The sequence below is a fragment of the Chryseobacterium camelliae genome (genome assembly GCF_030818575.1).
GTDB classification, from domain to species: Bacteria; Bacteroidota; Bacteroidia; order Flavobacteriales; family Weeksellaceae; genus Chryseobacterium; species Chryseobacterium camelliae_A.
The window spans coordinates 2,300,057-2,323,944 of the sequence record NZ_JAUTAL010000001.1 but is presented as its reverse complement, the minus strand read 5'-3'; the positions used below and the strand labels follow the sequence as shown (position 1 = coordinate 2,323,944).

The window sequence follows — 23,888 nt, the reverse complement described above, 5'->3', positions numbered from 1 at the left end:
AAAATTCCACTGCAATTCATGTCATGCAGGTAATTTCGAGAAGATTTGGAAAGACTTTTGCTGCAATATTTAGTTGTTAAGATTTGTAAATTTGCTCTTATGAAAGACGAAATACAGGATACCAAAGATTTTTTCCAGGACTTAAGCTACCAGTTATATGAATACATCAGCCGCATATCGCCTTCGGGTCTGGACTGGTTTTTTCACATGATTACAAAATTAGCATTGTTACTGGCTGTCTTTTTTGTGATAGATTTTATCTGTAAACCTGTGATCAATATTATCTTCCGGTTTTTTCATGATGAGCAGAAATATCCTATCATCAAGTCCATTTATGATTCCAAGATTACCAATTCTGTAGCGCATCTTATTGCCTTATCTGTAGTGGCAAGCATTAATCCCTCAATTTTTCCGCCACGATCGATTCCTAATACCAATATATTCATCATCAGGTCAGTCAACCTCGGTTTTGTACTGACGCTTGCGGGAATGCTGTACAGATCGCTCACCGCTTTCAGGGGATATTTTATCATCAAACAGGATTTCTACAAAATAATGGCGTTGAATGCCATTTCAGAAACCGTAAAAATACTTGGGATCTTCATATTTTCTGTGGTAGGGATCTGTGTTATCTTTGGTATAAAAGGTACCACTATCGTAGGGAGTCTTGGAGCCATAACGGCTGTTCTGGTACTGGTTTTCCGGGATACGATCCTGGGATTTGTGACCGGAATTCATGTAGCTACTTCCAAGAACCTTAAAGTAGGAGACTGGGTAAGCATTCCTAAATATAATGTGGAAGGGAATATTGCCGAGATCAGCCTCCTGACCACCAGGATCAATAATTTTGATAAAACTTTCTCCACCATACCAACGTATGATCTGCTGACCACCGAGATCAAAAACCTTCAGTACATTTCTGAGAATAACGCCAGGAGAATTAAGAAATCTATCTATTTTAATATCAATTCTTTTAAATTCCTTACCGACGAGGATATCGAACGACTGAAATCGATCAATCTTATATCTGATTATCTTACCAAAAGTATCCTGGAACTGAGGAAAGAAAAAGAAAATATGCAGCACCCTGAAGAGATTATTAATGGACGGCAACTGACCAATATAGGACTCTTCAGGTATTATGCGCAGAAATATATTGAGCGGATTCCTGAATTGGATAAAGAAGGTCCGATGATTGTACGGCAGCTTAACATAACTCCACAGGGACTTCCGTTAGAAGTATATTCCTTTACGACAGATACGGAATGGATCAGGTTTGAGCAAATCCAGTCGGATATCTTTGACCATCTGCTGGTGGCTTCAAAAGAATTCGACCTTGAGGTGATGCAGGTTAAAACCTAGATGGCAAAATCTGTACTCAGTATGATAAAAACATTCACTCTATCAAAGATTAAGGATCTGCTGATCATCGATACCGTTAAATGTTTGCCAAAAAAGCCCACTTTAAGTTGGCTTTTTTTTATTTTTGTACCATGACAAAGTTAAGCGTAAACATCAATAAAATTGCAACCTTAAGAAATGCAAGAGGGGGAGAGACTCCCAGTGTTACAGAAGCTGCCGTAAAAATTCAGGAATTCGGGGCACATGGAATCACCATTCATCCTAGACCCGACGAAAGGCATATTACCAGGAAAGATGTTTATGACCTGAAACCTTTGGTGACTACAGAGTTCAATATAGAAGGCAATCCTCACCGCCCGTTTATTGAGATGGTCCTGGAGGTAAAACCCGAACAGGTGACGCTTGTTCCGGATGCTGATGATGCAATTACTTCCAACGCCGGATGGGATACCAGAAAGCACCTAGATTTTCTTACCGATATTATTGCGGAATTTAAGAATGCAGGCATCAGAACTTCGATTTTCCTTGATCCGAATCCGCAACTCGTGGAATATGCCGCCAAAACCGGAACAGACAGAATTGAGCTGTATACGGAAGCCTACGCCAGAGATTATTCAGCAAATAAAGAAAAGGCAATACAAACTTATTATGATACTGCTGTAGTGGCGTCTGAATATGGATTAGGCATTAATGCCGGCCATGATCTGAGCCTTGACAACCTGAAATATTTTTCAGACCATATCCCAAACCTGCTTGAAGTATCTATCGGTCACGCTTTAATTTCTGAAGCATTGTACATGGGTATGGAAAATACCGTTCAGGCCTATCTGAAAAGACTGGCCAGGTGGTAGGCTGCGGACAGGATTAAATGTCAGACATCTGACATCAAACTGAAATTCAAAAATCCAACATCTAGTATCTAACATCTTGACAAAACATAATGGAAATTTTACATTCAAAAATATTCGGTGAACAATTAACTTCAACCCCGCTCCTTGTTTTCCACGGGCTTTTCGGCATGCTGGATAATTGGGGAAGTTTCGGAAAAGAAATGGGAGAACTGCTGCCCGTACATCTGATTGACCTCAGAAACCACGGCCGGAGTTTTCATTCAGAAAATATGTCCCATGACGACCTGGCTGGAGATATTGTAGCGTATATGAACCACTACGGGATCGATAAAGCACATGTGCTGGGCCATTCCCTGGGAGGGAAAGCAGTGATGCAGTTTGCCATCCGGTATCCTGAAAAAGTTGAGAAGCTGATCGTGGTGGATATTGCCCCCAAAGCTTACCCGCCGCACCATCAGGGTATCATCAAGGCGTTGGAAAGTGTCGACTTTAATACCGTAAAATCACGGACGGAAGTTGAAAATGTATTAAGCCAGTACATTCATGAAAAATCAACCATACAGTTTCTGACCAAAAACCTGTACTGGGATGATGATAAGAAACTGAACTGGAGGTTTAATCTTAAAACACTGTCTGAAAAGTACAATGAATTTGTGGCCAACGCCATAAAGTTTGGGGTCTTCAACGGAGAAACCTTATTTATTGCCGGTGAGAAATCCAACTATATTCTTCCGCAGGATGAATTTGCCATCAGGCAGCAATTTCCTAAAGCTAAAATAGTAACCATTAAAAATGCCGCTCATTGGGTACAGGCTGATAATCCGGTAGATTTTAGTCATGTGGTCAAAGAATTTTTAAACTTAAATTAATAATATTCCTATTTTAATTATATTAAGTTAAAATTTTATTAAAGTATGGGTTTATTTCTCGGCGTATTGAAAATTTTGTATATTAGGCCAATCAAATTACAAAGTTTTTAATACCGTGAAAAAAACTAAGAAACCATTTTTTGCCTCTTTCCTTGAAAAGCAGGTGAAAGATTCTCAGACGATTAAAGGAGGCTCCGGAACGGGAGTTCTTAAAGACCAGGTGACGGGCGTACAGAATGACGATATTACCAGCCCGGGAAATGACACTGTATCGATGAAATATCCTTCGGACAGTGATGAATCGGGAGGATAGACCTCTAAAAACTATCAAATCATTTTAAACCAACCAAATCAAAACATTATGAAAAACAAGAATTCAAAGAAAAAGCCCTTCTTTGCTTCATTTCTTGAGAAGCAAATCAAAGACCCTGAAACTGTAAAAGGAGGAACAGATGTCAGCATTCCTGAAAGGGATGTCATAACAAAACCTTCCGTAGACACCGTAACATCCCCTAAAGATGATATGATGCATACCATGAAATATCCTTCAGACGGTGATGATGATTCCGCTACTTTGTAACAGAGAATCATTCAACTGATGATCTGAACAATGATATCAAAGGAAACTTATCCATTAAGTTTCCTTTTTTTAATAACAATGGTAATATGATTCTCTGCATCACCCATTCCGGCGATTATTACAACGTCGATCTTTTCTTTGCCTATCTGAAGTCTAAAGGCATCCCTTTTTTCAGGCTTAACTCAGATCACCTCAATCATCTTCAGAAGATCAGCATCGGTCAGGATTCATTTGAACTTACTGATGAGGATGGTAATACCGTGCACTCCGATGACATCAAAGGAGTCTGGAACAGGAAAACCTGGGGTGTTCAAGCCCCTGAAGAAATGGAAGAAGAGTATAGGCCTGTGTTCATTAATGAATACAGGAATCTGACGTACAATCTCATCACTTCCCTGGAACATCTCCCGTGGATCAATCCTTATGAATCTGAAAGGAAAACAGACGGCAACAAAATGTACCAGCTCAGGGTAGCACAGAAAAACCAGCTGAACGTTCCGGAAACACTCTTTTCCAATGATGCTGAAAAGATTACATCTTTTTTTTACCGCTGCTGCAATGGCAAGGCGGTAGCCAAGCTTCATGGGGTAATGTCAAAATCCATGACCGGAGAACAGATGCTTTCCACGATGATCATTGAAGAAGACAGTCTTGACAGCATTGAAGATATCGCATACTGCCCGATGATCTTTCAGCCGTATATAGAAAAAGAGTATGAGCTGAGGATTGTCTATGTGGACGGAATATTTTTCACCGGTAAAATCAATAACGCTGACCATGCAGACTGGCGGGTGGCCAACAGCAATTATTTCTGGTCTGCCTACACGCTCCCGGAAAATATCTGCCAAAACCTGACTGCTATGATGCGCGAACTGGTGCTTTGTCTGGGCGCTATAGATATGATCCGAGGAAAGGACGGAAACTATTATTTCCTTGAGGTTAATCCTCAGGGAGAATGGGGAATGCTGCAGAAAGAGCTGGATTTCCCTATTGCAGAAACCATTGCCGATTACCTTATCAAAAGAATAAACATCCATGAATAACAAAATTTTAATCATTACCCATACGGGAGATAATTTTTCCATAGAAAAAGTAACAGAATACATAGAAAATAACGGTTTTGAGGTCATTCGTTTCGACGTAGACCTTTATCCCATACAGAACAGACTTTCCACCCTTTTTGAAGACGGAAAGTGGATCAGTGTCCTGGAAACTTCCGAAACAAAGTACCGGTTGGACGACATCGCTGCTGTATGGTACAGAAGAGCCTACAATATCGGCAGCGGCTTGAAAGAGGAAATGGATGCCAAATTTTATGGCGCTGCCATGGGTGAGATCCGCAATACCCTTTTCGGTTTCCTGGAGTCCATAGATGCGTACTCGCTGGGTAAACCAAGCGTATATCGGAGACTCGACAGCAAAGAAGAACAGCTGAAAATTGCAGACAAAATAGGGCTTAAAATTCCTGAAACCTGCATGACCAATAATCCTGAGCAAGCCAGGCAGTTTATCCTTAAGCATAAAAATGTCATCGGGAAAATGCAGACCGGATTTGCCATTTACGAAGATGGGGTAGAAAATGTGGTATTTACCAATGTTATTGATGAAGATAAGCTTGAGGAATTGGATTCGCTACAGTATTGCCCGATGCAGTTCCAGACCCGCATTGAAAAGAAAAAGGAACTCCGGGTGACCATAGTAGGGCAGGATATTTATGCATTTGAAATAGATTCCCAGAAATCTGAAGCCGCTAAAATCGACTGGAGAAAAGATGGGATCAACCTTATCGACCAGTGGGTGGAAACACAGCTTCCAAGGGAGATAGAACTGAAGCTGCTCGAACTTCTGGACGTCTACCATGTAGATTACGGAGCCATTGATATCATCCTTTCTCCGGAAGACGATTACTACTTTATAGAAATCAATGCAGCCGGGGAGTTTTTCTGGCTGGACAATCTTACTGATGGAAACCAGATCTCCAAAAGTATCGCCGATCTACTCTGTGATAAGGCTCCAAGGCGTAATAACAGTGTTTTGGCTTAACTTAAATACTCCATTTATAACATAACCTTTCTTCGGAAAGGTTTTTGTTTGATATAAGAACAGTAAATCGTATTATTGCTGAAATTCAATTGCATTTTGCATTAAAAATCGCAAATTTGCAAACGGGTATTGTATTAGTGATAAAACTTATGAAGGCATACACGCGATATGCAGCAACAGGAAAATAAATCTAACTACATAAAAGAACAAGAAATGGTTTTGGTAACGGGTGCAACCGGAATTCTGGGAAGGGTAGTGGTTCTTGAGCTGCTTAAGAGAGGGAAAAAAGTCCGTGCAGCGAAACGTTCCGGAAGCAATCTAAAGGATGTAAAAAACTCCTACCGCTTTTATACGGAGGATCCTGATGCCGCATTCAGTGCTATTGAATGGGTAGAGCTTGATTTTGATGACCTTACATCACTTCAGACAGCGCTGGAAGGTGTGGAGGAAGTATATCACTGTGCGGCAAAAGTAAGTTTTAATCCCAAATATGAAAAGGAGATGTACCATATCAATATTAAAGGTACAACCAATCTTCTGTATGCCTGCGAACAGTCATCTGTAAAAAAGTTTCTGTACATCAGTACCATAGCAGTTCTGGATGGATTTAATGAAGAGGGTGAGCTGGACGAAGGTTCAGATTTCAATGCCAAGGAAGAACATTCTGCCTATGCCATTTCCAAACACATGGCAGAAATGGAGGTATGGAGAGCCTCTGCGGAAGGTTTACAGATAGCAATTATCAATCCCGGGATGATTATCGGCAGCGGCGGATGGAACCAAAGCAGTGGCCAGCTTTTCTCGGTATTTGAGAATAACCGTTTCACTTTTCCTGGTGGATCTGCCTATGTGGATGTCCGGGATGTTGCTGAAATAGCTGCTGAACTGATGGATAGAAATATATTCGGGGAAAGGTTTATAGCCATTTCCGGAATGAAGAAATATGAAGACATCGGAAAGATCATCAGGAAAAGGCTGGGACTGAAAGAGCCGGTAGTGCTTAAGAAAAGGCAGCTTGGTGTAGGAAGGATTGTCAACGTTTTATTGGGGTGGCTTATTCCGCCTTTACGCATGGTGACCAAATCCAATATTGCATCCATAACGTCATTCAATACTATATCCAACCAGAAAATAAAAGACAGACTTAATTTCCGCTTTATCCCCGTTGATGAAAGTCTGGAATTTCATTTGAACAATTATATTAACGATAAAAAAAGCTGATCCTATACATGAATCTTGCAGAGGCTATTATTGCCCATAATGTAAAAAAGCATCCCGTAAAATCAGCCATTGGGTTTAAAAAGAAGGAAGAACCCTGGAAAGAACTGAGCTGGAAGAAGTTTTCCGAAATTATTTTTAAAACCGCCAATGCCTTAAAAACCGCAGGAATTCAGGAGAATGATAAAATTGCCATCTATTCTGACAATTCTGCAGAATGGATGATTTTTGACCTTGCTTCCATGGTGATCGGAGCAGTTTCCGTTCCGGTATATTCTACCAATAATGCCGGACAGGCAGAATATATCATACAGGATTCAGGAGCTAAAATAATTCTGGTGGGTAACCAGGCACAATATGATGCCTGCCTGGAGCTTCTACAGAAAGATGATAATGAGCTTCAGGCTATTATCGTTTCAAAAAAAGCAGTCTGGATTAAAAAAGAATTCAGCAGCTATTACCTGGAAGATTTCATTTCCAAAGCTTCTCCCAAAGCAGAGATCTGCAAAAAGGAAGAAAATGACGTAGCAACACTTATTTATACTTCAGGCACCACAGGAACCCCAAAAGGTGTCATGCTGACCCATGGGAATTTTAAAAAGGCCCTGGATGCTCATTTTGAATTCTTTAAGTTTAAAAACTTTGAAGAAGAACTTTCCCTGGCCTTTTTGCCGTTGAGCCATGTTTTTGAAAGAAGCTGGACATTATTATGCCTGTATGGCGGAGCAAGGGTCTATTTTCTGGAAGATCCCAAGAATATTGCCAAAGCGCTGGAAGAGGTAAAGCCCACTATGATGTGTTCTGTGCCGAGGTTCTTTCAGAAGATCTATGCAGCAGTACTTGATAAAGCGGAAAAGAGCTCTCCTTTGAAAAAGAAAATATTCAATTGGGCACTCGCTACCGGCTGGGAAGCCTCAGAATTCAGGAGAAATGAAAAACCCCTGCCTTTAGGACTTAAAATCAGGCAGGCAGTAGCTGATATGCTGGTTTTTAATACAATTAAAGATAAGATGGGCGGTAGGTTGTGGTTTCTGCCTTGTGGAGGTGCCTCACTTTCTCCTGAAGTAACCCAGTTTTTTGAATCTGTGGGAATCCATATAACCGTTGGGTATGGGCTTACAGAAACTACAGCTACATTAACACTCTTTCCTTTAACGCATTTTGGACACGGGACCAGCGGAAAGCCTTTGCCGGGAGTGGAAATCCGTTTCGGGGAAAATGATGAGATCCAGGCCAGAGGAAACGGGATCATGAAAGGCTATTATAAAAGGCCTGAAGAAACCCGCAATGCATTTACAGAAGACGGATGGTTCAAGACCGGAGATGCCGGGAAATGGGATGACCACGGAAACCTGATCATTACAGACCGTATCAAAGACCTGATGAAGACTTCCAACGGCAAATATGTTGCACCACAGCAGATTGAAAACCTCCTGACCAATAACAATTTCATTCAGCAAATTATCCTTATTGCAGAAGGCCGCCAGTTTGTCTCGGCCCTGATTGTTCCTGATTTTGAATTCCTGAAGGACTTTATCCGTGATCATAATATTCCGTTCACCAGCTGGAAAGAGATCGTGAAAAATGAAACGGTCATCAGCTTCTATAAAGAAAAAACAAAACAGCTGCAGCATGACCTTGCTGAATTTGAAAAGGTCAAGAAGTTCACACTGATGCCTGCTGAATTTGAAATCAACAGCGGCGAAGTAACCCCTACCCTAAAAGTAAAAAGAAACGTAGTTCTGGATAAATACAGGGATATCATTGAAGATATGTACTCATAACCTCAGAACTCCAAATGATCAATTATCCTCAAAATATGACGACCACACAAGAATTTCTGGGAAAACAGGATTTCAGTATCTCCTCAAAAACAGTTTCAGGCAGCTGCCCGTCCAATATTGCCCTCATCAAGTATTGGGGCAAGTACGAACATCAGATCCCTGCCAATCCCAGCATCAGTTATACCCTGAACCATTGCAGGACTAATACGGAAATTGAATTTTCAGCAGGAGAGCCTTTTTCGGTTCAGACCTACCTTTCCGGTACGGAAGAAGTGAAATTTGCAGAAAAAATAGAAAAATATTTTAAAAATATAGAATCATACCTTCCGTGGATCCTGAAAGGGAAATATACCATCCGGACAGAGAATACTTTTCCCCACAGCTCTGGGATTGCCAGTTCGGCTTCCGGTTTCGGGGCTATTGCCAAATGCCTGATGGCACTCGATGAAGAATTTTCTGGGAAAATTTCTGAAGATGCATCTTTAAGAAAGGCTTCATTCCTGGCCCGCCTCGGCAGCGGAAGTGCGTGCAGAAGTTTGTATAACGGGCTGATTGTATGGGGAAATTCAGATGAAGTGGAAGGAAGCTCGGATCTATTTGCCGTTCCTTATCCTGAAACGGAAATCCATGATGTTTTCAGGGATTTCAATGATTGGGTACTGCTGATCCATGAAGGTCAGAAGAGTGTATCCTCAACAGTAGGACACGGGCTGATGAATACCAATCCATACGCAGAAAGAAGATTCCAGGAAGCAAGGGAAAATTTTATCCCGATGAAAGAAATCCTGAAAACAGGGAATATGGAACGCTTTATCACCCTGGTAGAACACGAGGCACTGACACTCCATGCAATGATGATGATGAGCGAACCGGCATTCATCCTGATGAAAACAGGTACCCTGGAAGTTATCAATAAAATCTGGGATTTCAGAGCAGAGAGCGGGTTGCCTTTATTTTTTACCTTAGATGCCGGTGCCAATGTTCATCTGTTATTTCCGAACAATGGCTCGGAAGACAGGATAAAAGCATTTATAGAAGCTGAACTGTTGAAGTACACACAGAAAAACGGAGTGGTAAAGGATGTCATGAAATTCTAGATCCGGCGTCCGGCAGGATATAAAAATAAAAAAAGCAGGTCACTCTACAGGCCTGCTTCATTATTCTATTTTAATCTTCGGTAACAACAGCATCCCGGTTGCCGTCTTCCTTCTTACCTTCTTCAATCATTTCTTCAGCTTCGGCTTCTTCTTCAGCGGTGGCTTCTTCAATCTGTTCTTCCTGCTCGGTATTCTGGTGGTCTATGAAAAATTCACAGTATACCGGAAGATGGTCTGATCCGAAATTCTCCATGGTGGTCAGCTTGCGGATAAAAATATCCTCGCTGTGGAACATCAGGTCGATCGGGAATCTCAGGAGCTTATACTTTGCATGGAAAGTAGAAACGAAGGCGCGCCCGATCCTTGGATCGATCAGTTCACTGGTTTTCCTGAACAGGATAGAAGACCTGGACCAGGCAACATTATTGAAATCACCGACTACAATGGTTGGTTCTTTTATTTCCTGAACTCTTTTTGCGGTGCTCAGCAGGTCGCCATCCCTTTCTTTAGATGTTTCTTCTTCGGTAGGGCTCGGTGGTGGCGGGTGGATCCCGAAGAATACAAATGAAAAGCCGTCCTCAGTTTCCAGATGCGCTTCGATAGTCGGAATGTCATCGGCAACAAAATAATGTGTTTTTGCATCCTTGATTCTGATCTTGGAATAAAAATGCATGCCGTAGGTATTTTCCAGGGTAACCTTATGATGGAACGGGTAATCCTGTTCCAGTACGCGTAATGCTTTTTCCCAGTCGCCATTGCTTTCCATGGTGAGGAAGATTTCAGGCTTGCATTTTTCAATCAGCTGAATGAAACGTTTATATTCGGTATTGAACTGGTAGACATTTGCGGAAATAAAATGGATGTCCCTGGAAGAGTTCCTGCCTTTACCCGATCTTTTGACAGGATACAGCGGTGTGTATTTGATCAGGATGATTCCATGATGAATGAACATCAGGATGAGCAATCCCTGAAAATACCACAACAGGGGTGAAGGAGAGACCAGGAAGCCCAGCCCGAAAGTAATAAGGGTAAAAAACGTAATCTGTATTTTCCCGAATTCCGGAACCCGAAAGATCCAGTGGGAATTCTGTATTTTAGGAAGTAAGGTTAAAATAAGAAGCAGTATCGTTAATCCTGCGTAGACGTTCCACATATGTTTAATTATGTGCATAAAAGTAACTTATTTTTATAATTTTTCAAAAAGATTTTCATTACTTTTATTCCCATCAATACTTTCTGCCGTGCATTTAAAAATCCATCACATTGCCATCATCTGTTCAGATTATGCTGTCTCTAAGAAGTTTTATACGGAAATACTGGGCCTGAATATCGTGCGTGAAGTTTACCGTGAAGAACGGCAGTCTTACAAGCTTGATCTGGCCATAGGAGACCAGTATGTCATCGAACTTTTTTCTTTTCCGGACCCTCCGGAAAGGCCTTCAAGGCCGGAATCCTGCGGTTTGAGGCACCTTGCTTTCTCCGTAGAAAATGTGAGCAATACGCGCACAGAGCTCATTAAGAAAGGTGTAGACTGTGAAGAGGTCCGCATCGATGAGTTTACGGGAAAAGCATTTTTCTTTATTCAGGATCCGGATCAACTGCCCCTGGAATTTTATGAAAGATAAATAATTAGCTTGCGTAGCCTGTGAAAAAGCTGATTACCATAATGGCAAGGACCACCGAAGAAATGAATACATACACATAATCTTTTTCCTTGAGGTAACCAATCCAGGCAAAAACAATTCGCATGAGAGGGGTGAGGATCAGCAGCAAAATGCCCAGCTGGATGATGGCCATGCCTTCACCTTTACCCAGTGAATGCCAGAATTCTCCCCATATTTTCTCAGATGAAGAGCCCATCTGAAGCGAGGTGTATTTTTTAGGCATCTTAAAACCTTCCGTAAAAAGCTTGATAAACCCTACCAATGATGTGATCACAGATAGAATGACTCCCAGTCTCAGAAGATTGCCTACGGAACGGTTCAGGTCTATATCAGTAAAATCTTTTCTCATCTGAAGCTCTGGTTAATTCCGTTATACATCATATATATAGACAGGATGGTGATGACGATCGCAAAAAACGTCTTTAATTTCTTGGTTTTGGAGACCATCAGGGTCTTTGATCCGATGAAGCTTCCTACTACGACACCAATCAGTACCGGAGCTACGATTACCGGAACGATTTCGCCCCGCTGGAAATAAATCATCGCACTGGCTACAGCCGTTACACCGATCATAAAATTACTGGTGGTGGTAGACACTTTAAAAGGGAGCTTCATCATATTGTCCATAGCAAGAACTTTAAGTGCTCCTGATCCGATGCCAAGCAGTCCTGACATTGCTCCCGCAAACATCATCATTAAAAAACCGGGTACTGTATTCCTGGCAGAATAACTTTTTATGATGCCTTTATCCGGAAATGTTCCGTACAATTTCAGCTTTTCTTCCAGGCTCCCTTTAATAATGGGTTCCTGATGGTCCGGCTTTCCTTTAAGATTTAATATTACCGTCAGAAGAAGGATGCTGGCAAAGATAATCCCGATGGTATTCGGATTCAGCATTCCGGAGACCAGTGCGCCTACAATAGCGCCTGAAGTAGTCGCGATTTCGAGGAACATGCCGATCCTCATGTTGGTGAAACCTTCCTTGACAAAAGCAACGGCAGCACCGGAAGAAGTTCCGATTACTGAAATAAGGGAAGCCCCGATTGCATAATGCATAGGTACACCGAAGCCCAGCGTAAGAAGAGGAATGATGATGACACCTCCGCCCAATCCCGTAAGCGAGCCCAGCAGTCCTGCCGAAATAGCTCCCAGGAATAGAATGATGATTTCTGACATGCTACAAATATAAAACTATTGTGGTAGTCTGCCAAACGTTTAAAAAAGATAAATTTGACGTATTTTTGCACAAATGAACGGCAAATGAAACTATTCTATATCATTCTGGGAGCCACCCCAAAAGGCAGAAATATCGAGCAGCATGACGTGTTCTTCGGGATTGCGGAAAACCTCAAAGACCTGGTTCCTGAGATGAAAAAGTTCTGGCAGGAGGCAGATGGTAAAATCCATATCGATGCTTATCAGGAAGTGCGCTTTGCAGACGGATATGAGTTAAAAATTACAGAAAGAACAGGAAAAGATTCAGACGACCAGTTGTACTTTATCAACCTTGGCGGTTATAAGCCCGGATACTTTGAGGAATTTCATGAGCAGCATCTCATGGTAGGCAAATCTATGGGGGAAGTTGTGAAACGTGTCAAGAAAACCGAATTTTACCAGACGATGGGTTTTAAAGGTGCAGAAAGCCATATCGATGAAAAACATGGAGTAGACATTGACGATATCTTCAGGCTAAATGACATTCTGCCGGAAACCATGAAAGAAAAGTATTCTATCGTACTGGAAAAATCTGAAGAACAAAACCAGAATAATGTCATGCACTTAGGCTACCTGAGAATTGAAAAGCTGCAATGATCTGATGCATGTTTATCACCTTTACTATTAAATCAATACAAATATAACAGATACAGAACAATGAAAATAGGAATTTTAGGCGGAGGGCAGCTCGGAAGAATGCTTATTCAGGAGGCTTTGAAATATGATGATCAGTTTTACACTTTAGATCCGGCTCCGGATGCGCCCTGCCATACGATTTCCCATTTTACACAGGGGAATTTCAATGATTACCAGACGGTAATGGATTTCGGAAAAGACAAAGAAGTAATCACCATTGAAATTGAGCATGTGCATGCAGGAGCGCTGGCTGCACTGGAGGAACAGGGAGTAAAAGTAGTTCCCAATTCCAAAATCATTACCATCATTCAGCAGAAAATCCTCCAGAAAGAATTTTATAAGGCCCATGATATTCCAAGCCCTGAATTTCAGGTAGTCCGGGATTGGAACGAAGACATCACCATGCCACTGCCTTTTGTACAGAAAATGAATACCGGAGGATATGACGGTAAAGGAGTACAGGTCATCCGCACAGAGGAGGATCTGCAAAAGCTCTGGAAAGAGCCGTCTGTCCTGGAAGCTTTAGTGGATATTGATAAAGAGCTTTCTGTGATTGTTGCCAGAAACGAAAACGGGGAAACCAAGACTTTCCCGGTTACTGAAATGGTGGCTGACCCGAAGCTGAATCTTCTGGATTTCAATATTTGTCCTGTACACCTGAATGATGACATTGCCGGGCAGATTGACCATATCACAGCAAAATTCCTGGAAGCAGTAAATTCCCCGGGATTATTTGCTATTGAATTATTCCTGGATAAGGAGGGTAAAGTATGGGTAAACGAAACGGCACCAAGGCTTCATAATTCAGGGCATCAGAGCCAGGAAGGAAATGCCAATTCCCAGTTTGAACAGATGTACCGGGTGGTTAAAAACCTGCCTCTGGCTGATACTGATACCATGACCTATAGCGGTATGCTGAATCTGGTGGGTGCGGAAGGACACAGCGGAAAAGTAGTTTACCAGGGAATGGAAGAAGTGCTGAAACTGCCGAAAACCTATGTGCACCTTTATGGTAAGACAGAAACCAAGCCGGGAAGAAAAATGGGGCACATTAATGTGCTGGCTGAGTCCAGGGAAGAACTGATGGATAAGCTTGTTAAGGTCAAGGAAATGGTAAAAGTTATCGCCGGATAAGATTAACAAAGGCTGCCTGAACAGGCAGCCTTTGTGTTTTTACATGACTGATTTTTCGGTCAGCTATATCAGTTTATTTGAATATCTTCTTAATGACGTTCCCAATTTCCATAAAATCACCGTGGTTGCCTACCGAACGTTTCTCTGCATATTCCTGGTTATATTCAGAAAAAGGATAGATCAGCAGGTAATTGTTGTTTTTCAGGTATTTGTTCAGGAGCTCAGGGATAAATCTCATCCGTGGAACATAAGATGCCATGCCTCTTTTGGCCATCAGGATAATAAGGGCTTCGTTTTCTTTCAGTCCGGCTGCCGTCTGTTCCCCGTCGTGCCATGTATTCATGATGATGAATTCAGCCTCAATATTCGCTTTTTTAATAATCTTCTGGAGGATTTCCAGGATAACTTCAGGCGCGTAGAACGTCATGGTAGCCCCTGAGTTTCGGGCGATATTCCAGACCCTGAGCAATGCATGGAAAAAACCGGGTTCCAGATGCCCGTTTTCCGGGATCATGACCGCATATTTCTTAATGGTGGATAAAGGCTGTGCCGCATGGTACACCAGGACATTCACATCATCATTCTGAAGGTAGCCGTTATACAGGTTATACACAAACGAAGGAGAAAAGCCTTTGACATCTTCCAGGCCGATGATCAGATCCGTAATATTCTGTTCTTTGATGACATTATTCACCCCGTTGATCACATCGTTATCATATCTCTTCAGTGCCTGAAGTTTGACATCGGCTGCTGCTGCCGTATCGGTAGCCTGATGAAGAATCTTTTCCGCATTCTTCACTGAAGACTCATTTTTATCTTCATTGATTACATTCAGGGCAAAAACATGGTCTGTATTGGAGTGTGCTTTGATCAGCATTCCCAGGTTAACCATTCTTTCAACTGTTTCCGGATGATTAACGGCCAGCAAAATGTTTTCCTCTTCATGGCTGTTACCGGACACGGTATCTTCATTATCGCTTTCCGCAATTTTCTGGGCACTGGCCATGGATATGAATGAAGAGATAGTACATGAAACCAAAATAAGAAGAATACTTCCGTTCAGGACATGCTCATTCAGCAACCTTACCGGTTCACCGGTTTCCGTTTCAGACAGGATGATGTTGTATCCTACCATTACAGAGGCCAGTGTTGCGGCCGCCGAGGCAGAGCTTAAACCGAAGATCAGTTTTCCTTCCTCTTTGGAGAGTCTGAATGTTTTTTGGGTTGCTACGGCAGAAAGGTACTTACCGCCGATCGAAGCAATCAGCATAATAGCTGCTACTTCAAGCGTTTCCCAGCTTTTGAAGAATACTTTGAAATCAATCAGCATTCCTACGCTGATCAGGAAGAACGGGATAAAAATAGCATTTCCAACAAATTCCACCCGGTTCATAAGGGAGGAGGTGTGCGGAATCAACCTGTTCAGGGCAAGGCCTGCGAAAAAAGCTCCGATAATGGCTTCCACACCAGCCAGTTCAGCGAGCATCGCCGCCAGGTAAATCATGACCAGTACAAAAATATACTGGGAGATCTTGTCATCTACTTTTTTAAAGAACCATCTTCCGATAATGGGGAAGATCAGAAGTACGATCAGCCCGAAAACAATGAAAGAAACGGAGAGCTTCACCCAGAATTCCGTTCCGACCTCTCCCTGGGACATCCCTACAATCACGGCCAGTACAAGTAACGCAAGGATATCGGTGATCATCGTACCGCCTACCGTAATATTTACCGCCAGGTTTTTGGAAATCCCGAGTTTGCTCACCAAAGGGTAGGCAATCAATGTATGGGAGGAGAATAGGCTGGCAAAGAGGATAGAGGTCAGCATAGAAAATCCCAGAAGGTAATAAGCACCTAAATATCCCAGCACAAAGGGAACCGTGAAAGTATAGATTCCGAATGTCAGGCTTTTCCATTTGTTTCTTTTAAAATCCCCCATATCAATTTCAAGCCCTGCAAGGAACATGATGTAGAGGAGTCCGGTTGTCCCTGTCACAACAATACTGCTGTCCCTGGAAAGGATGTTGAAACCGTTCGGCCCTATTACAGCCCCCGCAATGATCAGCCCGAGGAGATGCGGAACTTTGATTTTATTCAGCAGCAGGGGAGCGGCCAGGATAATGATTAAAACAAGCAGGAATTTCAGGACCGGGTCTTCTATGGGAAAACTCAGATTATGTATGTTCAGTAAAATCATAGGTGTTTATTTTGCAGCGCGTACCAGTTCAACGGAAAATTTAGCCATGCAGTTGTTGTCTGCGGCAATTGTTCGTGTTCCTTTGATCTTATTGGCAGAAATATCATTCAGGACAACATTCATATCCACCATTTTTTTTGAGGTTGAATCGGTTTTAAAATTGAGTCTTATTTCATTTTTATCCATCTTTCCGGAGTAGATCCGTACCAGGTTATTGTTGTTGATAATTTTCGTTACCAGCTGGGTGGAATCACTGTCGAATTCCCAAGTATCCGTACGCTGGTCTCCAATGACGTAATCGCTGCAGTTGGATTCCGTACAGATGACCTTTCCGATCCATGAACCGGCAATTTCAGGAGGCCATGAAGCAATGGTCACAGAATCTTTTTTGGCGAAAATACTGTCCCTCATTTTGATGAGCGACTGGTATTCCGATTCTTTCTGGGCAAAAAGTTTCTCTTTCTCCAGCAGCTGCTGCTCTCTGGCTGCAAGGCTCGCTTCTTTGTCTTTATCACGGCAACTGATGATCAGGAGTCCAAAAGTGAATAAAATAAGTATTGTGCTTTTTTTCATATTATAAAGGTTGATGCATCAATATAAGGAAAAATATACAGAAATGAAAATCATGAGCGGGCTAATCTGATCTTCTGCTGCTTGAACATGGAGCGTTTATAATTGATCACAAAGACGCCCAGGATGATCAGGACAGCGGCAACAATAAATTTCCACGTAATTTTTTCATCAAGTATCAGCCAGCTTAAAAATATTGAAATCACGGTATTAATATAAGCCAGTATGGAAACCTGTACGGCAGAAATTTTGGTAAGCGCATAGTGAAAAGCAAAAAATGCCGCTACAGAGCCGAATACCGCGAGATAAACCATCGCTGCCACGCTTTTGAAACTCCAGTTTCCGAAATTATAATCTTCAGAAAACAGAAAGGCAAAAATAATCTGGAGTATTCCGGCAAAAGAAAACTGGTAAAACAGGTTGAGGAAAATGTTTTCTGTCTGTATATTGAGTTTTTTGGTAAAGATAGTCCCGGATGCCCAGCCGGCGATCGCAATGAAAAGAAAGATGATTCCTTTGGCATATGCCGGATTGGCCAGGTCACGAACTCCATGCCAGAAGATAAACACAATCCCGCTGAAACTCAGCGATACCCCAACCAGCGATTTTAAGGTAATTTTCTGTAAGCCGAAAGCAGCGCTCCCAAGAAATACAATAATAGGGGAGCAGGCACTGATCAGGGATGTGACGCTGCTGGTTACGGTTTCTTCCGCTACTGTTGTCATTCCGTTGGCGACTACAAGCATCAGCAGTGAAAAAATAATCTGGTAGCCAAGGTTTTTCCATCCGATCCACTGAAGCTGTTTCCTGTATAAAAGGATAAAAAAGATGACGACTGCCGCCAAAAACTGACGAATACCGGCAACAAACCAGGCCGGAATGGTTTCTACGGCTACCCGTATCGACAAAAATGTTGTTCCCCAGACAATGGCAACGGTGAGAACGGCAAACAGGAGTTTGTAATCTTTCAAAATAGTATGGAATTGGTGTGTTGTAACGGAATGATTCAATTTTTAAACCAAAAGGGGCTTCAACAATAAGTTTTAAGCCTTTTGCAGGTCCGGCCTATAATTTTTATCTTTGAGCTTCTAATATAATTAAAGATGATAGGAATAATTATGGGAAGTCAGAGCGACTTGCCGATCATGGAACAGGCCGCAGGTTTTTTGCAAAGCCTGGATATCCCGTATGAACTTACAGTAGTTTCTGCACACAGGACACCGGAACGTATGTTCGATTATGCCAAAACGGCCCAGGAAAGAGGGTTGAAGGTGATTATAGCCGGAGCAGGCGGAGCTGCACACCTTCCGGGAATGGTGGCAAGCTGTACCACGCTTCCTGTGATCGGGGTTCCTATCTTATCCAGCAATTCCATCGATGGTTGGGATTCCGTGCTTTCGATCCTGCAGATGCCGGGTGGAATTCCTGTAGCTACCGTAGCCTTAAACGGTGCTCTGAATGCCGGCATCCTGGCCGCCAAAATCTTGGGTAGCGGTGATAAGGCAGTTGCAGCTAAACTGCAGCAATACCAGGATTCTCTGAAAGACAAGGTGTTGGGAACTGTAGATGATATCAAAACAAAGCATCCTAATCGTTACGATCAGTAGAGATATATTAACTCCGGCCCCGCCAAAGGCGGGGCCGGAGTTAATATAATATTCAGGAAAGAATTCCCACCGTAAGGTAAGCCTAGATGTTATTCCTGAAGCATATTGTCACGGGTATTTTTCTGGACGGCGATAGCTCCGAAAATAGCCAGCAGGAAAGCGAAAGCGTAAAAGCCTTTTTCACTTGGGAGAATCGTGGCATTCCACAGACCTATTGCCAGAAGCACAATAGACGAAAGCGTGGCAAACCAGCATATTCCGTAATAGATATCGGTTACCGGAATGTTTTCCAGCCGGTCCCGTACTGCTTTCTGCAGGGAAACAACGGCAAAAAGTCCGTACAGCAGGATCGTAAAATAATATCCTTTCTCATTCAGTTGCATCTCTGCTCGGGCAAGGCCTATGATAAAGCCGATCATTCCGGCTCCAAGGGCAATCCAGGATGCTGCGATAAACGCATTTGATACTCTTTGTTTTTTCATTAGTTAATTATTCAAAGGATCAAATATATTATTTTTATCTGATTGTTGTCAATAACTGAAATTATGGAATTTTATTGTACAGGATTATTTTTAGAAAAGATGGAGGATTGTTACATCCGGATTATAGGGCTTTATATAGCAGCATGAATACAAAAAGCCCTCCATAAGAAGGGCTCATATTTTTATCAACTATTGATTGATTAGTATCTGTAATACTCAGGTTTGAACGGTCCGTCTACGGTTACCCCGATGTATTTAGCCTGCTCCTCAGTAAGGGTTTCAAGTTCTACCCCTAATTTTTTAAGGTGAAGGGCAGCAACTTTTTCATCCAGATGTTTCGGAAGAGTGTATACTTTATTCTCATACTGATCAGAATTAGCCCAAAGCTCGATCTGAGCAAGTGTCTGATTAGAGAAAGAATTGGACATTACAAAGCTTGGATGCCCTGTTGCACATCCTAAGTTCACCAGTCTTCCTTCTGCCAGGATGATGATTTCATTTCCGTCTACATTATATACGTCCACCTGTGGCTTTACTTCATACTTGGTAGAACCGTAGTTTTCATTCAGCCATGCCATATCGATTTCATTATCGAAGTGTCCGATATTACAAACGATGGTCTTGTCCTTCATTTTTTTGAAGTGAGAGCCCTGAACGATGTTAAAGTTACCGGTAGTGGTAATGATGATATCTGCATTATCAACCACAGTATCCAGTTTTTTCACTTCATATCCCTCCATTGCAGCCTGTAGTGCACAGATCGGGTCGATTTCCGTTACGGTAACGATAGAACCGGCACCTCTGAAAGAAGCTGCTGTTCCTTTACCTACGTCTCCGTATCCGCAAACAACCACTCTTTTACCGGCCAGCATTACATCGGTAGCTCTTCTGATGGCATCTACCGCAGATTCCCTGCATCCGTATTTATTGTCGAATTTCGACTTGGTTACAGAGTCATTAACGTTAATCGCAGGCATCACCAGCGTACCGTTCTGCATTCTTTCATATAATCTGTGAACTCCCGTTGTTGTTTCTTCGGAAAGGCCCTTGATATCTTTGGTCAGTTCAGGATATTGGTCAAATACCATATTAGTAAGGTCACCTCCGTCATCCAGGATCATGTTCAGCGGCTTTCTGTCTTTCTCCGAAGAATAACGTCTGCTCAATACACCAGTCAAATTCTTCTGCATTCATTCCTTTCCAGGCATACACAGGGATTCCCGCAGCAGCGATGGCAGCGGCAGCATGATCCTGAGTAGAGAAAATATTACATGAAGACCAGGTAACTTCAGCTCCTAATGCAACCAGTGTTTCAATAAGCACGGCAGTCTGAATGGTCATGTGAAGACATCCTGCGATTCTTGCTCCTTTAAGAGGTTGCTGAGCTCCGTATTCTTCACGGATTGCCATCAGGCCAGGCATTTCAGCCTCAGCAAGAGTGATTTCCTTTCTTCCCCATTCTGCCAGGGAAATATCCTTTACTTTATAAGGAACGTATTGCGTTGTTGTTTCCATCTATATGAAATATTTTTCGCAAATTTACGAACTAAAATCCTGTTGACCAAAAATATGCCGCTCTACCGAGATTTTTCAGATGACAATGCTACGATCCTGGTCTGGAAGTATGATGAAGCCGAAAACCTGGATCCGGACGAACTGCTGGAACCCGAAAATGCTGAAAAAGTAAAAGACTACCATCCTAAAAAACTTCTGGAGGTCCTCATGGTGCGTAAGCTGCTTCAGGTATTAAAACCAGGAGCCAAAATCCTGTACAGGGAACGTGAACCTTTTCTTTCTCCCAAGGATGCAGAGATTTCCATTACGCATTCTTTCCCTTTTGCCGCTATTGCCATCTCTAAAAATAAAATCGGGATCGATCTGGAACGGTTTACCTCAAAAATACTCAGAGTGGTGGATAAGTTTACCTATGAAAATGAGCGGGACTTTATTCCGGCGGGTCAGGCAGAAACGTACTATACCATTATCTGGAGTGTCAAGGAAAGCATGTACAAAATTCATCATTCCAAATACTGGTCCCTTAAAAAGAACTATGAAGTGAGGCCATTCCAGCTCAAGCATCTGCACCAAATCCGATGCAGGGTTTATGATGAGGTCTTTTCCGATGAATTTAAGGCACGGGTTGAGTTTTTTGATGATTACTGCTTCACGATTGTGGAAGAGTAGCGTGGGATTCGTTCCTGTATTTTTCAATGACTTTTCGCTGTTCCCTTGCAACGTCATAAATCAGTTCCAGAATATCATGAATATTTTTAAGTTCGGTAAGATGGGACACTTTATCAGGATCTCTCCGGTCAAAAACTTCACGTTCCAGGATTTCATTTTTACGCTGTATGAGCAGTTCTTCAATTTCATCATCCGGCATCAGGCGGCTTTCCATCTGAAGTGCTTTATCAATATCTTCCCCGTTTAGCAGTGTGAAGATCTGATGCATTTCTGCCTCGATCTTTCGACTCCAGCTTTCTGCATCGATTTCGGGATACTTTTCCTTGTTTTTGGAATATTGTGACAGCGAGGCGATGTAGGCCGTTAGAAGATGTGAAGTGGCAACAAACTGATGGACAACTTCCAGTTTTTTACGCTGGTTTTTAGGCTCCGAAATCATCCTCTGGAAGTTATCGGAAAGGTTCGCCAGTGAAATGATGGCATTTTTACGTTTTACCTTATAATCCTGCATATTGAACCCATCGGTTAAAAATTTGGACATCACACTCTGGAAATAGATCAGGTTGCTCTCCACGCATTTTTTCATCAGGTCCAGGTTTTGGGTATGCTCCCAGACCGGAAGTATGCTGTATGAAACTAAAAATGCAATGATCCCTCCTATAGCCGTATCCACAATCCGGTCCTTGAAGATAATATTGATGTGCCCAGGGCTTAAAAAATTGAAGCCGAGAAATACATACATGGTCATAAACAGGACTGCCCAAAAATACTGTATCTTAAGAAGGCTGAAACAGAGGATCATACTTACCATCAGAATAGCAAACAATACAGGGCCTGAACTTACAAAATACAAAATTCCATAAGCAAGCACCGCTCCGACCACGGTGCCGTAAAGACGAAGCAGGTTCCTCTTTTTTGTGATAGAATAGGCAGGTTTCAGGATGGCAACCGTGGTAATAAGGATCCAGTACGTATGGCCGATCCCGATGAACTGAAAAAGTGAAAACAAATATCCGATCAGCAGGGCAGTAGTAACCCGTACAGCATGCCGGAAATGGGAAGAAGATAAGGAAATATTGTTCCTGAGGACTTTAAAATTGATCTTTTCTTCATTGGGAACAAAGTTCTTGATATCCAATCCTGTAGACAGGCTTTTGGCCAGCTTGATGTCCTGGGAAAATATTTTATAAATATCACTGATATCCTTGGTAATCTCATTAATGCGTGCTAAAATCTGTCTCAGGATCATGAAGTTTTCCAGGGTACCGGCATTCATCTGTTTGTTCCTGAGTTCAAAATAATGGGAGTTGATCTTTTGAAGTTCCAGTTCAAGGTTTGATACCGGTTTCGCTTTGGTCCCGATTTGCAGTGAAAGCCCTATGTTCGTAATTTCGTTGGAAAGAAGAATGAGATAATCATGAATGTTTACCAGGATCATGCTGTCTTCAAAGCTCTGCTGAAGCTTCTGGTAATTACTTTCCGAGGTCATGAGCTTTTCGTGCAGGTCCATGGAGCTTAGGAACATCAGCATCAGGAGGCGGCTTGTTGTTGTGGATTCATTAACAATCGTCCTTGTCCTGAATACCGTTTCCCGCGTGTCTTCCTGAAGGTTTTTAATTTCAATCTGCTTTGCAATAACCTGGGAGCTCAGCTTATCAAAGTCCGGATTTTTCTGGTAATAACCGGCTTTTATTTTTAGAAACTCACTCAACTGAAGGTAATTTTCACCAATCATCTGGCTGGCTAGTTTATAGGGCTGAATGGTAGTTACAATAAGGAAAATGATCAGGAACCAGATACAGCCTGCCGCAAAAATCAGAAGGCTTCTCGCGATATTGCCGCCTGTAAGATGGCCATCAATGAAAATTGCCATGACGACCAGCGCAAGGGAACCTACTGCCGCAAGCCGCTGCCCGTAGATTCCGATCAAAGAGAAAAACATTCCGAATACTATAATTTCCAGGAGCACCAGGATTTTAAAATTCATGACCAGGCTGGCAATCAGCGCCACAACCAGGAAGCAGGCTACCGCAAAGCTCAGGGCATTCCTCCTTCTGATAAAAGGCCCGGGCTGGTCTGTAAGAGCTACGAATATTGTTCCCAGAGGAAAAAGGTAGTAGTCTTTCAGTACCCCGAAATGAACGAGAACCAGGGAGGGAAGAACCGCTGCCAGGGTAATCCTGATACCAGAGTATACAGACTGGCCGGTAACGAATTTTTTGAGTTCCGCTGAATAGTTCATCGTGCAAAAATACTTATTGATATATAAATGTTCTTATAAAAATAAGACTTTATCTTTTGTCTTCCCATATTGTCCGGACATTTTCCTGAATTAATCTGTCAGATGCAGTTTCGGATGCTTGTAAAGCATTCAGGCAGATCATATAAAACAGAA

The 23,888-nt window shown here is 42.3% G+C and carries 23 protein-coding genes and 1 pseudogene; 15 read left to right on the top strand and 9 right to left on the bottom strand.

From position 1 onward, the window contains the following. Positions 1 to 99: 99 nt before the first annotated feature. The 10 genes from QE404_RS10525 to QE404_RS10480 all read left to right on the top strand — a co-directional run bounded on the left by QE404_RS10525 (position 100) and on the right by QE404_RS10480 (position 9,804). Positions 100 to 1,362, top strand: a complete 1,263-nt coding sequence (locus tag QE404_RS10525; protein ID WP_307450262.1) for a mechanosensitive ion channel family protein — start codon at positions 100 to 102, stop codon at positions 1,360 to 1,362. A 131-nt stretch (positions 1,363 to 1,493) separates the two neighbouring features. After that, positions 1,494 to 2,213, top strand: a complete 720-nt coding sequence (locus QE404_RS10520; RefSeq protein WP_307450260.1) for a pyridoxine 5'-phosphate synthase — start codon at positions 1,494 to 1,496, stop codon at positions 2,211 to 2,213. 89 nt (positions 2,214 to 2,302) lie between these two features. Further along, positions 2,303 to 3,082, top strand: a complete 780-nt coding sequence (locus QE404_RS10515; RefSeq protein ID WP_307450259.1) for an alpha/beta fold hydrolase — start codon at positions 2,303 to 2,305, stop codon at positions 3,080 to 3,082. A 115-nt stretch (positions 3,083 to 3,197) separates the two neighbouring features. Continuing rightward, positions 3,198 to 3,395 (top strand): microviridin/marinostatin family tricyclic proteinase inhibitor, encoded by a 198-nt coding sequence (locus tag QE404_RS10510; protein WP_307450257.1) that lies wholly within the window; start codon positions 3,198 to 3,200, stop codon positions 3,393 to 3,395. Positions 3,396 to 3,443: 48 nt separating this feature from the next. Continuing rightward, the gene (locus QE404_RS10505; RefSeq protein WP_307450256.1) at positions 3,444 to 3,662 is read left to right on the top strand and encodes a microviridin/marinostatin family tricyclic proteinase inhibitor; all 219 of its coding nucleotides are present in this window, start codon (positions 3,444 to 3,446) and stop codon (positions 3,660 to 3,662) included. 86 nt (positions 3,663 to 3,748) lie between these two features. Next, a complete protein-coding gene (locus QE404_RS10500) occupies positions 3,749 to 4,705 on the top strand; it encodes an MvdC/MvdD family ATP grasp protein (protein WP_307450254.1) in 957 nt (318 codons plus the stop codon). Continuing rightward, the gene (locus QE404_RS10495) at positions 4,698 to 5,705 is read left to right on the top strand and encodes an MvdC/MvdD family ATP grasp protein (protein WP_307450253.1); all 1,008 of its coding nucleotides are present in this window, start codon (positions 4,698 to 4,700) and stop codon (positions 5,703 to 5,705) included. The genes QE404_RS10500 and QE404_RS10495 overlap by 8 nt, the downstream gene beginning before the upstream one ends. 213 nt (positions 5,706 to 5,918) lie before the next feature. Beyond that, on the top strand, positions 5,919 to 6,926 hold the full coding sequence (locus QE404_RS10490; protein WP_307450251.1) for an NAD-dependent epimerase/dehydratase family protein: 1,008 nt from the start codon (positions 5,919 to 5,921) through the stop codon (positions 6,924 to 6,926). An 8-nt stretch (positions 6,927 to 6,934) separates the two neighbouring features. Continuing rightward, positions 6,935 to 8,707: an AMP-dependent synthetase/ligase gene (locus tag QE404_RS10485; protein ID WP_307450250.1), complete on the top strand. Its 1,773-nt coding sequence runs from the start codon at positions 6,935 to 6,937 to the stop codon at positions 8,705 to 8,707. Positions 8,708 to 8,742: 35 nt separating this feature from the next. Beyond that, positions 8,743 to 9,804 carry a diphosphomevalonate/mevalonate 3,5-bisphosphate decarboxylase family protein gene (locus tag QE404_RS10480; RefSeq protein ID WP_307450248.1) on the top strand — a complete coding sequence of 354 codons (1,062 nt, stop codon included), beginning with the start codon at positions 8,743 to 8,745 and terminating at the stop codon, positions 9,802 to 9,804. A 70-nt stretch (positions 9,805 to 9,874) separates the two neighbouring features. Here QE404_RS10480 and QE404_RS10475 read toward each other — a convergent pair whose 3' ends face one another. Further along, positions 9,875 to 10,975 carry an endonuclease/exonuclease/phosphatase family protein gene (locus tag QE404_RS10475; protein WP_307450247.1) on the bottom strand — a complete coding sequence of 367 codons (1,101 nt, stop codon included), beginning with the start codon at positions 10,973 to 10,975 and terminating at the stop codon, positions 9,875 to 9,877. Positions 10,976 to 11,045: 70 nt separating this feature from the next. Between QE404_RS10475 and gloA2 the strand changes: the two genes are divergently transcribed. Beyond that, positions 11,046 to 11,429: an SMU1112c/YaeR family gloxylase I-like metalloprotein gene (gloA2, locus tag QE404_RS10470; protein WP_307450245.1), complete on the top strand. Its 384-nt coding sequence runs from the start codon at positions 11,046 to 11,048 to the stop codon at positions 11,427 to 11,429. Between the two features lie 4 nt (positions 11,430 to 11,433). On the opposite strand, the gene QE404_RS10465 is transcribed toward gloA2, so the two are convergent. After that, positions 11,434 to 11,817: a DUF1634 domain-containing protein gene (locus QE404_RS10465; RefSeq protein ID WP_307450243.1), complete on the bottom strand. Its 384-nt coding sequence runs from the start codon at positions 11,815 to 11,817 to the stop codon at positions 11,434 to 11,436. Beyond that, on the bottom strand, positions 11,814 to 12,644 hold the full coding sequence (locus QE404_RS10460) for a sulfite exporter TauE/SafE family protein (RefSeq protein WP_307450241.1): 831 nt from the start codon (positions 12,642 to 12,644) through the stop codon (positions 11,814 to 11,816). The genes QE404_RS10465 and QE404_RS10460 overlap by 4 nt, the downstream gene beginning before the upstream one ends. 84 nt (positions 12,645 to 12,728) lie before the next feature. Here QE404_RS10460 and QE404_RS10455 point away from each other — a divergent pair, with 84 nt between their 5' ends. Continuing rightward, entirely contained in the window at positions 12,729 to 13,280 is a 552-nt protein-coding gene (locus tag QE404_RS10455; RefSeq protein WP_307450240.1) for a DUF1543 domain-containing protein, read from the top strand. Between the two features lie 60 nt (positions 13,281 to 13,340). Then, complete coding sequence (locus tag QE404_RS10450) at positions 13,341 to 14,453, top strand: 5-(carboxyamino)imidazole ribonucleotide synthase (protein ID WP_307450238.1); 1,113 nt, start codon at positions 13,341 to 13,343, stop codon at positions 14,451 to 14,453. Positions 14,454 to 14,526: 73 nt separating this feature from the next. On the opposite strand, the gene QE404_RS10445 is transcribed toward QE404_RS10450, so the two are convergent. The 3 genes from QE404_RS10445 to QE404_RS10435 are packed head-to-tail and all read right to left on the bottom strand — an operon-like array spanning position 14,527 to position 18,191. Further along, the gene (locus QE404_RS10445; protein WP_307450237.1) at positions 14,527 to 16,650 is read right to left on the bottom strand and encodes a cation:proton antiporter; all 2,124 of its coding nucleotides are present in this window, start codon (positions 16,648 to 16,650) and stop codon (positions 14,527 to 14,529) included. 6 nt (positions 16,651 to 16,656) lie between these two features. Then, complete coding sequence (locus QE404_RS10440) at positions 16,657 to 17,223, bottom strand: hypothetical protein (RefSeq protein WP_307450235.1); 567 nt, start codon at positions 17,221 to 17,223, stop codon at positions 16,657 to 16,659. Between the two features lie 50 nt (positions 17,224 to 17,273). Then, entirely contained in the window at positions 17,274 to 18,191 is a 918-nt protein-coding gene (locus QE404_RS10435) for a DMT family transporter (RefSeq protein WP_307450233.1), read from the bottom strand. A gap of 132 nt (positions 18,192 to 18,323) precedes the next feature. Here QE404_RS10435 and purE point away from each other — a divergent pair, with 132 nt between their 5' ends. After that, positions 18,324 to 18,827 carry a 5-(carboxyamino)imidazole ribonucleotide mutase gene (gene purE, locus QE404_RS10430; RefSeq protein ID WP_307450232.1) on the top strand — a complete coding sequence of 168 codons (504 nt, stop codon included), beginning with the start codon at positions 18,324 to 18,326 and terminating at the stop codon, positions 18,825 to 18,827. Between the two features lie 89 nt (positions 18,828 to 18,916). Here purE and yiaA read toward each other — a convergent pair whose 3' ends face one another. Both yiaA and ahcY read right to left on the bottom strand, forming a co-directional pair. Continuing rightward, positions 18,917 to 19,309: an inner membrane protein YiaA gene (gene yiaA, locus QE404_RS10425; protein WP_307450231.1), complete on the bottom strand. Its 393-nt coding sequence runs from the start codon at positions 19,307 to 19,309 to the stop codon at positions 18,917 to 18,919. A 200-nt stretch (positions 19,310 to 19,509) separates the two neighbouring features. Beyond that, a pseudogene (ahcY, locus tag QE404_RS10420) lies at positions 19,510 to 20,824 on the bottom strand (adenosylhomocysteinase). Positions 20,825 to 20,878: 54 nt separating this feature from the next. On the opposite strand from ahcY, the gene QE404_RS10415 reads away from it, so the two are divergent. After that, positions 20,879 to 21,493: a 4'-phosphopantetheinyl transferase family protein gene (locus tag QE404_RS10415; protein ID WP_307450228.1), complete on the top strand. Its 615-nt coding sequence runs from the start codon at positions 20,879 to 20,881 to the stop codon at positions 21,491 to 21,493. Here QE404_RS10415 and QE404_RS10410 read toward each other — a convergent pair. Beyond that, positions 21,474 to 23,735: an FUSC family protein gene (locus QE404_RS10410; RefSeq protein ID WP_307450226.1), complete on the bottom strand. Its 2,262-nt coding sequence runs from the start codon at positions 23,733 to 23,735 to the stop codon at positions 21,474 to 21,476. The genes QE404_RS10415 and QE404_RS10410 overlap by 20 nt on opposite strands. Positions 23,736 to 23,888: the final 153 nt, after the last annotated feature.

What these genes read in the sequence shown, in the direction of transcription:
- QE404_RS10525 (WP_307450262.1), top strand. Translation starts at nt 100, where the DNA reads ATGAAAGACGAAATACAGGATACCAAAGATTTTTTCCAGGACTTAAGC.
- QE404_RS10520 (WP_307450260.1), top strand. Translation starts at nt 1,494, where the DNA reads ATGACAAAGTTAAGCGTAAACATCAATAAAATTGCAACCTTAAGAAAT.
- QE404_RS10515 (WP_307450259.1), top strand. Translation starts at nt 2,303, where the DNA reads ATGGAAATTTTACATTCAAAAATATTCGGTGAACAATTAACTTCAACC.
- QE404_RS10505 (WP_307450256.1), top strand. Translation starts at nt 3,444, where the DNA reads ATGAAAAACAAGAATTCAAAGAAAAAGCCCTTCTTTGCTTCATTTCTT.
- QE404_RS10500 (WP_307450254.1), top strand. Translation starts at nt 3,749, where the DNA reads ATGATTCTCTGCATCACCCATTCCGGCGATTATTACAACGTCGATCTT.
- QE404_RS10495 (WP_307450253.1), top strand. Translation starts at nt 4,698, where the DNA reads ATGAATAACAAAATTTTAATCATTACCCATACGGGAGATAATTTTTCC.
- QE404_RS10490 (WP_307450251.1), top strand. Translation starts at nt 5,919, where the DNA reads ATGGTTTTGGTAACGGGTGCAACCGGAATTCTGGGAAGGGTAGTGGTT.
- QE404_RS10485 (WP_307450250.1), top strand. Translation starts at nt 6,935, where the DNA reads ATGAATCTTGCAGAGGCTATTATTGCCCATAATGTAAAAAAGCATCCC.
- QE404_RS10480 (WP_307450248.1), top strand. Translation starts at nt 8,743, where the DNA reads ATGACGACCACACAAGAATTTCTGGGAAAACAGGATTTCAGTATCTCC.
- QE404_RS10475 (WP_307450247.1), bottom strand. Translation starts at nt 10,975, where the DNA reads ATGCACATAATTAAACATATGTGGAACGTCTACGCAGGATTAACGATA.
- QE404_RS10465 (WP_307450243.1), bottom strand. Translation starts at nt 11,817, where the DNA reads ATGAGAAAAGATTTTACTGATATAGACCTGAACCGTTCCGTAGGCAAT.
- QE404_RS10460 (WP_307450241.1), bottom strand. Translation starts at nt 12,644, where the DNA reads ATGTCAGAAATCATCATTCTATTCCTGGGAGCTATTTCGGCAGGACTG.
- QE404_RS10455 (WP_307450240.1), top strand. Translation starts at nt 12,729, where the DNA reads ATGAAACTATTCTATATCATTCTGGGAGCCACCCCAAAAGGCAGAAAT.
- QE404_RS10450 (WP_307450238.1), top strand. Translation starts at nt 13,341, where the DNA reads ATGAAAATAGGAATTTTAGGCGGAGGGCAGCTCGGAAGAATGCTTATT.
- QE404_RS10445 (WP_307450237.1), bottom strand. Translation starts at nt 16,650, where the DNA reads ATGATTTTACTGAACATACATAATCTGAGTTTTCCCATAGAAGACCCG.
- QE404_RS10440 (WP_307450235.1), bottom strand. Translation starts at nt 17,223, where the DNA reads ATGAAAAAAAGCACAATACTTATTTTATTCACTTTTGGACTCCTGATC.
- purE (WP_307450232.1), top strand. Translation starts at nt 18,324, where the DNA reads ATGATAGGAATAATTATGGGAAGTCAGAGCGACTTGCCGATCATGGAA.
- yiaA (WP_307450231.1), bottom strand. Translation starts at nt 19,309, where the DNA reads ATGAAAAAACAAAGAGTATCAAATGCGTTTATCGCAGCATCCTGGATT.
- QE404_RS10415 (WP_307450228.1), top strand. Translation starts at nt 20,879, where the DNA reads ATGCCGCTCTACCGAGATTTTTCAGATGACAATGCTACGATCCTGGTC.
- QE404_RS10410 (WP_307450226.1), bottom strand. Translation starts at nt 23,735, where the DNA reads ATGAACTATTCAGCGGAACTCAAAAAATTCGTTACCGGCCAGTCTGTA.